At 61.1% G+C, this 7,588-nt stretch carries 6 protein-coding genes; 5 read left to right on the top strand and 1 reads right to left on the bottom strand.

What is annotated here, in order from left to right:
* The 5 genes from ACIREA_RS21955 to ACIREA_RS21935 form a co-directional block, all read left to right on the top strand.
* On the top strand, positions 1-761 hold a 761-nt coding region (locus tag ACIREA_RS21955; protein WP_397384500.1), incomplete at its 5' end, for a DUF1588 domain-containing protein.
* Positions 762-792: 31 nt separating this feature from the next.
* The gene (locus tag ACIREA_RS21950; protein ID WP_397384499.1) at positions 793-2,175 is read left to right on the top strand and encodes a DUF1552 domain-containing protein; all 1,383 of its coding nucleotides are present in this window, start codon (positions 793-795) and stop codon (positions 2,173-2,175) included.
* Entirely contained in the window at positions 2,172-3,437 is a 1,266-nt protein-coding gene (locus tag ACIREA_RS21945) for a hypothetical protein (protein ID WP_397384498.1), read from the top strand. The genes ACIREA_RS21950 and ACIREA_RS21945 overlap by 4 nt, the downstream gene beginning before the upstream one ends.
* 22 nt (positions 3,438-3,459) lie before the next feature.
* A complete protein-coding gene (locus ACIREA_RS21940; protein ID WP_397384497.1) occupies positions 3,460-4,725 on the top strand; it encodes a hypothetical protein in 1,266 nt (421 codons plus the stop codon).
* Between the two features lie 43 nt (positions 4,726-4,768).
* Positions 4,769-6,211, top strand: coding sequence for a Gfo/Idh/MocA family oxidoreductase (locus ACIREA_RS21935; RefSeq protein ID WP_397384496.1), 1,443 nt, complete (start codon positions 4,769-4,771; stop codon positions 6,209-6,211).
* A gap of 828 nt (positions 6,212-7,039) precedes the next feature.
* On the opposite strand, the gene ACIREA_RS21930 is transcribed toward ACIREA_RS21935, so the two are convergent.
* A complete protein-coding gene (locus ACIREA_RS21930) occupies positions 7,040-7,537 on the bottom strand; it encodes a protein-tyrosine phosphatase family protein (protein ID WP_397384495.1) in 498 nt (165 codons plus the stop codon).
* Positions 7,538-7,588: the final 51 nt, after the last annotated feature.

Raw genomic sequence — 7,588 nt, 5'->3', positions numbered from 1 at the left:
GCTCAGAGCCCGTCGAGTTCTTCCGCGAGATGTACAGCAAGAACCTCTCCCTCGACAGTTTCATTGATTCACAGTGGACCATGGCCAATGCCCGGCTCTGTGAATTCTACGGATTGCCGGAGACAAAATCAGGCGCCTTTCAGCGTGTGTCGCTGAAGCCCGAGGATCGTCGCGGCGGCCTTCTCACCATGGGCGCGGTGCTCGGACTGACCTCCGACGGCACGCGCCATCGTCCCGTGCATCGCGGCGTGTGGCTGAGCGAGGTCGTCCTCGGCAAGCCGCCGCCCCCGCCACCGGCGAACGTGCCCGCCATCGAACCCCCAACGGCGCAAAGCCCCAAAGCAACCTTGCGCCAAAAGATCGAAGCCCACCGCAATGACGCGAACTGCGCCGCGTGCCATTCCAAGATCGATCCGCTGGGTCTCGCCTGGGACAACTACGATGCCATCGGCCAGTGGCGCACCCGTGAAAAAGTCCCCGCTGGTGTCGGCGAAGACCCCTTGATCGATCCCTCCGGCACCATGCCCGACGGACGCACCTTCAAGGACGCCGCCGAGTTCAAACGCCTGCTGCTCGAAGATCGCGATGAAGTCGCCCTCGCCTTCATCGAGCACCTCTGCACCTACGGCCTCCGCCGCGCCCTTTCCTTCGACGATCAAGACGACCTCAAAGCCATCCAGGCAGAAGCCAAGAAGAACGGCTACCGTATCAAAGACATCATCCGCGCCGTCGCCCTTTCCGACCTCATCCGCAAACGCTGAATCGACAACCATCACGCCACCCATTTATACCATGAGCAACTACCTCTCCCAAAACTGGCTGATCGACCGTCGTCATGCCCTCCGCGCTCTCGGCAGTTTCATCTCACTGCCCTTGCTTGAGTGCATGGTGCCGCTTAAGGCTGCGGCGGCTGAGAAGATCACCGCAACGCCGAAGCGCAGCGCCTTCATCTATCTGGCAAACGGCGTTCACTCGCTGAACTACCAAATCACCACTCCCGGCAAGGACTACAAGTTCTCGCGGTCGCTCATGCCTCTAGAGAAGCACCGTGAGGTCATCACACCCATCAGCGGCCTCCATCACCCGGGCGCGCTGAGCCATCACCACAATTGCATCTCCGTCTGGCTCACCGGCGGCAAGCTGGGCCCGTCCGACCGCAACACCATCTCCGTGGACCAAAAGATGGCCGAAGTCTCCGCGCCCCACACGCGCTACCCCTCCATGGAAGTCGCCATCACGCAGGACTCCCTTGCGTGGACGGCGGATGGAGTGCGCTTGCCCGCCATGCGTCGTTGCAGTGAGATTTTCGCCTCCCTCTTTGAAGAGCCTAAAGGTGGGAAAACAGCACAGCGCAGAGCCTTGCGCCGCAAAGGCAGCGTGCTGGATGCCAACCTCGCGGAAGTGCGCCAGCTCGAAAAAAAGATGGGGTCTGCCGACAAGGGCCGCCTGGAACAATACCTCACCTCCGTGCGTGAGGCGGAAATCCGCACGCGCAGGGCGGATGCCTGGCTCGACACTCCCCTGCCCGTCATCTCCGAAGCCGACCGCCAGCGCACCAACCGCGACATCGCCGCCACCAAGGCCGGCGATTATTTCCGCACGGTCTATGACCTCATGGTGCTCGCCTTTCAGACCGATGTCACACGCGTGGCCACCTTCAGTCTCGGCGGCGAGGGAGACGCCATCTCCATTCCTGAGATCGGCATCACCGAGTCGCGCCATCAGCTCAGTCACCACGGCGGCGATTTCGGCTACATGGAGAAGCTCACCAATTATGACACCTTCGCCATCGAGCAGTTCGGCTACTTCCTCACCCGCCTAGCGGAGACCAATGACCTCAGTGGCAAGCCGCTCCTCGGCTCCACCATGTCGCTCTTCGGCAGCGGCATGTCCTACGGCCACAGCCATGGCAATGCCAATCTCCCGCTGGTGTTCGCCGGCGGCACGGACCTCGGCCTGAAGCACGGCAGCCATCTCGACTTCAACAAAAAGGGCGCCAGCTTCCAAGGCTACGCACTCGGCGCAGACGGCGCGCTGACCACCGCTCACTACCAGCTTTGCAGCCGCCCGGCAAACTCCGACGCCCACATGAGCAACCTGCTCCTCCTTATGGCCCAGCGCATGGGCGTGGAGATCGACCAGTTTGGCGACAGCAATCAAGTGATCGCACTATGAAGCACTTCCTCCTTGTTCTTGGTTCCTCGTTCTTGGTTCTTGGTGGATGCGCCGCATCTGCGGAAGACGCGCCTTTCCGCCCCGAGGTGGGCAAATTCCCTCCTTTGGAAAAAGCACACACCTACCGCGGCGAACTCGTGTTCGTGGATCATGCGACCCGCCGTGGCAGCATTCGCGTGCAGGGCTCGGGCATGTTTTTCCGCAATGATCCGCATCCCTTCGCCATGCTGCCTTATGGTATTGTGCGGTATCACGGCGCACCGGCGGATCTGCGGGACATCCCGCTCGGCACCGTGCTGCACGTGCGTGCCTACCTTCCACCAAACCCCAAGACCTCCGCCGTGCCGGTGCTGCCGGTCAACAACAAGACCTTGGATGCCAACCACAATCGCGGCGCCGGCATCCTCCCCGCCGAGAACCACGTCCTGTTCCTCGAGGACGAACCCAGCCACTGCCAGCGCGAGGGCCTTGTCTGGAAACTCAAAGACCTCGACATCAAAAACAACGAGGGGATGATCATCGCCACCCGTGAACCCAAGCAAGGTGGCGACAGCAAGGCCGCAGAGGAAAAACTGACCTTCGATGCCGCCACTCGCGTCTGGCGCGGCAAGGAAGTCCTCGGGATTGAGGAATTGATCGCCGAAGGCATCTGGCCTGCGGAAGGAAAGAAATCCCTCGGTGGCCAGGCCGTGCAACTCGGCATCACCTGGAAACCCACCCCCGATGGCATTTTCACCCGCTTTCATATCTCGGACATCTGGCTGGACGATGCCTCCTTGCAGCGCAGCGCCCACCACCAAACCGAAACACACAAGGCCTTCATCCGCGGCCGCTGGATGCCCGCTTGGATTGATGCCGTCGAGTACGGCAAGTTCGGCCGCGCGACGGTGACCGCCACGTTGTTCGGCGGCATGGACGCCGCCCTCTACGCCGATTTCACCAAAGGCAGCACAGCCATGATGAACGCCGTCGAGAACACCTTGAAGCACACCCATGGCGCCTACGGCCCCGGGCACATGGCCTCACGCGGCACGCTGCAGGACGTCATCAAGACACCTGAAGAAGCCCCACTTGGTAGCAGCGGCATCCAGATCCGTTTTGAGACCGACCTCATCATTGAAGGCATTCGCCCCGGCAGAACGGTGCGTGTCCGCCCCAACATCTGGCCCCTCGTTAACGTGCCCCGCGAAGAATACCTCAGCGACGGCTCCACCAGCATCGACGAGCGCTTCCCTTCCCCATCCATCTTCACGAAATACTGAGGCGGAACGAAGCCCCAAAGACATGAGATTCGCCATCGCTCTCCTCACCACCCTCGGGTGCGTGCTCAGCACCACCGCACCTGCCGCAGACGAGCCGTTCAGGCCTGTTGCAGGCAAGTTTCCACCTTTGGAAAAAGCCCACTCCTACCGGGGCGAACTGGTCTTTGTGGACCACGCCAACCGTCGCGGCAGCATCCGCGTGGCGGGCAATGGCGTGTTTCGCCGGAACGATCCCCACCCCTTCGCCATGCTACCTTATGGTATGGTCCGCTATCACGGCGCACCGGCGGATCTGCGTGACATCCCGCTCGGCACCGTGCTGCACGTACGCGCTTACCTTCCCCCGGACCCGCAGATCTCCGCCGTGCCGGTGCTGCCCGTCAACAACAAGGAGAAAGACGCAAACCACAGTCGTGGCATCGGCATCGCCCCCGCCGAGAACCACGTCCTCCTCCTCGAAGACGAACCCAGCCACTGCCAGCGCGAAGGCTTGGTCTGGAAACTCAAAGAACTCGATCTCAAAAACAACGAAGGAATGATCGTCGCCAGCCGCGAGCCCAAGGCTGGCGCAGACGGCAAGGCCACCGAAGAAACCCTGACCTTCGACGCCGCCACCCGCATCTGGCGTGGCCGTGAATGCCTCGCACCGGCAGACCTCATCGCCGAGGGCATCTGGCCTGGCAGCGGCAAGAAATCACTCGGCAGCCAGTCCGTCCTGCTCGGCATTATGTGGAAGCCCACACCAGGAGCCGTGTTCACCCGCTTTCACATCTCAGACATCTGGCTGGACGATGCCGCCACGCAGCGCGCCGCACAAAGCCAGACCGAGTCCCACCGCACTTTCATCCGCAGTCGTTGGATGCCCGCCTGGGTGGATGCCGTCGAGTACGGCAAGTTCGGCCGCGCAACCGTGACCGCCACCCTCTTCGGCGGCATGGACCCCGCCCTCTACGCCGATTTCCAGAAGCGCAGCCCGGTGCTGGTGAATGGCGCCGAGAACACCTTGAAGCACACCGAAGGCGGCACCGCCGGCCCCTCCCAAATGGCCTCCCGCGGCTCCATCCTCGACGTCACAAAGTTACCCGGAGAAGCCCCACTCGGCAGCAGCGGCATACAGATTCGTTTTGAGACCGACCTCATCACCGAAGGCCTCCGCCCCACCCGCGTCGTCCGCATCCGCCCCGCAGCCTGGCCCGATGTCCATCTTCCTCGGGAAGAGTACCTCGACAGCGGAAACTTCAGCCTCGAAGACCGCTTCCCGACGCCATCCATCTTCCCCAAGTATTGAGGCCTCTACGTTCTTCAGTATAGTCTCGCCACCTTTCCAAACCATGAACACACCTGAAAGCTCCCCCACGCCAACTCGCCGCAGTTTCGTCAAACAATCCGTCGCCGCAGGATTGAGTTTCAATTTCCTGCCTGCTTACCTGACGAGCGCCCGCGCCGCGGACAATCCCAAACTGCCACCGAGCCGGCGCATCAATCTGGGCTGCATTGGCATCGGCGGACGTGCAGGCAGCGTCATCCCCGGGCTCACGGAAGGCGGCGCAGCCGTCCCCGTGGCATTCACGGACGTCGATTTCGTCACCGCCAAGGGCTTGGAGAAGAACCTGCAGGCCTTCCCGGACGTGAAGCGCTTTCACGACTTCCGCGAGATGCTCGACAAGATGGGCAAAGACATCGACGCGGTCAGCGTGGTCACACCGGATCACACCCACTTCACCGCTGCCATTCACGCCATGGCACTGGGCAAGCATGTGTATGTGGAGAAGCCGCTGACGCACACGTTTGAGGAAGCGGCCATCCTCATGCGCGCGGAAAAGAAGTTCAAGGTGGTCACCCAGATGGGCAATCAGGGCCACACCTCCGCCGGTGCGGACCAGTTCAAGCAAATGCTCGCGGCGGGCATCGTCGATGACATCGTGAAGATCGACGCCTGGAAGTCACCTTCGCTGTGGTTCATGAACGCAGCCGAGCGCGCACTCATCAAAGGCTATCCGCCCGAAGAGCCGATGCCCGAGTCCCTGAAGAGCTGGGATCTCTGGTGCGGTCCACAGGAGGTGAAGCCTTTCAGCAAGATGTACCACCCCTTCAACTGGCGCGGCTTCCACCTCTACGGCGGCGGTATGTTTGGCGACTGGGGCGCTCACATCATCGACTTCGCTCATCACCACCTCAAGCTCGGCCTGCCCACGCGCATCACGCCCATTGCGCTCGCCGACTACAATCAGATCAGCTACCCGCTGAGCTCGGACATTCGCTTTGAATTCCCTGAGCGCGGCGAAAAACTGCCCGCCGTGGAGCTGCACTGGAAAGCTGGCGGCGACACCAAGATCGACCTCGCGGAAAAATTCCTCGATCGCGACGCGGACGGCAAATTGATGACCCCAAACCTCGGCGGCGCCGGCTCCCTGCTCTATCGAAAACAGGACGATTACATCGTGCAGCGCGGCTCCCATGACCGCCATTCCATCGTGTATCCGCGCGCCAAGATGGTCGAGTTCAAGGACGCCATGGCCCTTCATCCGCCGAAGTACAATCACTTCCAGAGCTTCGTCCAGGCCTGCATGGGCAACGGCAGCACCGAGTCTCCCTTCAGCGTCGGCGGCGCGCTCACCCAGGTGCTGAATCTCGGCACCATCGCCGAGTACCTGAACGTCGAACTGCAGTTCGACCCGAAGACCAGGCGCTTCATCAACAACGACGCCGCCAACGCACGCCTGGCAGGCCCGCCCCCACGCGCCGAGTGGGCCGACTGCTACAAGCTGGCATAGGATCACGACATTGGTTGGACGGGCGTGGCGCAAGCCCGCCCGTCTGCCAACGTTCATCACGCTCTGGAGCACACGCAGATCCTCTCGGTTACCCGGTTTGGCGACGGGCGCGGTGAAACATGGACATGCGCTCGACGCCAAACACAACCACCCTACGTCCTGTGCATCGCGCCACGACGTAGGATGGGTGTGGCGACAGCCCGCCCGTCCATCAGCGTGCGGAAAGCACTCAGGCGTGCAAATTTCCGCCTCAGGAGGAGCTCAGGCTTGCACCGACATCGCCGACTTCACCTCATGAAGTGACATGTCACGCCACAGCATGCCATGCAGGCTCGTTTTTCCTCATTTGACCCGATACTTGTTCATCCACCGATTCGCGCAGTCCGTCTGCTCGCGGATCTCCGCGTATCTTATTAGGTCTCGGTCTTCGCCTTGTCACAATCACTGCATAAGCAACTTGTCTCTGTTACGATACGAAATCGCATCTTCAACGCTTCACTTATCATAAAACGATGATGGCAGCCCAGACATCTGTAAGTCGATGCAACAAGCTTCTTTACCTCGGCCGCCTTTTTAATTTTTTTGAGCTTTGCCGTTGAGTCTAGGCTATTATCCCAATTGCCCTGTGGATTAACCGACCCTATTTTTCCGACGAGTCCTACCCCGGGGATCACAGAGACCCCGGATTTGTAAACAACGCCTCTACAGGTTGTCCCCTTATGTGGCAGCATACACAAATGCTGATGCTTTTCTTTTCGCAAGTCAATGATGTCCTTGCTGGACTCGGATGAGTGCGATCTCGCCAGCTCCCACTCATCCCGCTTCGCCTCATTTGAGCCGATACTTGCTCATCCACCGCTTGGCACAGTCCGTCTGCTCGCGGGTTTCCAGACAGCACTTCCGGCGGGCACGAATCCACTGCACAGGATCACTGCCTGCGGGGATCAAACCCGCCCTCGCACACCAGGCCACGATAAACTGCCCCGTCCGTCCGCAGCCCGCGACGCAGTGCACCACCACGGGCTCACGGGCGGCTTGGTGCGCATCCATCAGCGTGATGAAGTGCTCCATCTGCGCATCCGTTGGCACTCCGTAGTCCGGCACATCGATGTGATGGTAGGCAAAGTGAGGCGGCACGTCCTTGCGGTTGTCAAACTCGCAGCAGTTCACCACGGCCCGGATGCCGTGCTCGTCGTAAAGGTCGTACACATACGGATCAGGCCACCACGACGCCGCGATCACCCCCTCCACAATCCAGGTGAAGGGTTCGGTGCGTTCAGGCTGGCCTCGTTCAGGCCAGTACCAGGGGCGGATCAATGAGGGCAAGGGGTACGACCTCTCTCATGCACGTTGGTTCACGAAAATTCAAGCCGCCAC

It is taken from the genome of Prosthecobacter sp. (assembly GCF_044373815.1).
Classification (GTDB): Bacteria; Verrucomicrobiota; Verrucomicrobiia; order Verrucomicrobiales; family Verrucomicrobiaceae; genus Prosthecobacter.
The sequence above is the reverse complement of the archived record's forward strand: the minus strand, read 5'-3'. Positions and strand labels throughout refer to the sequence as shown.

Excerpts from the sequence above, each read along its gene's own strand:
- ACIREA_RS21950 (WP_397384499.1), top strand. The coding sequence starts at position 793 with ATGAGCAACTACCTCTCCCAAAACTGGCTGATCGACCGTCGTCATGCC.
- ACIREA_RS21945 (WP_397384498.1), top strand. The coding sequence starts at position 2,172 with ATGAAGCACTTCCTCCTTGTTCTTGGTTCCTCGTTCTTGGTTCTTGGT.
- ACIREA_RS21940 (WP_397384497.1), top strand. The coding sequence starts at position 3,460 with ATGAGATTCGCCATCGCTCTCCTCACCACCCTCGGGTGCGTGCTCAGC.
- ACIREA_RS21935 (WP_397384496.1), top strand. The coding sequence starts at position 4,769 with ATGAACACACCTGAAAGCTCCCCCACGCCAACTCGCCGCAGTTTCGTC.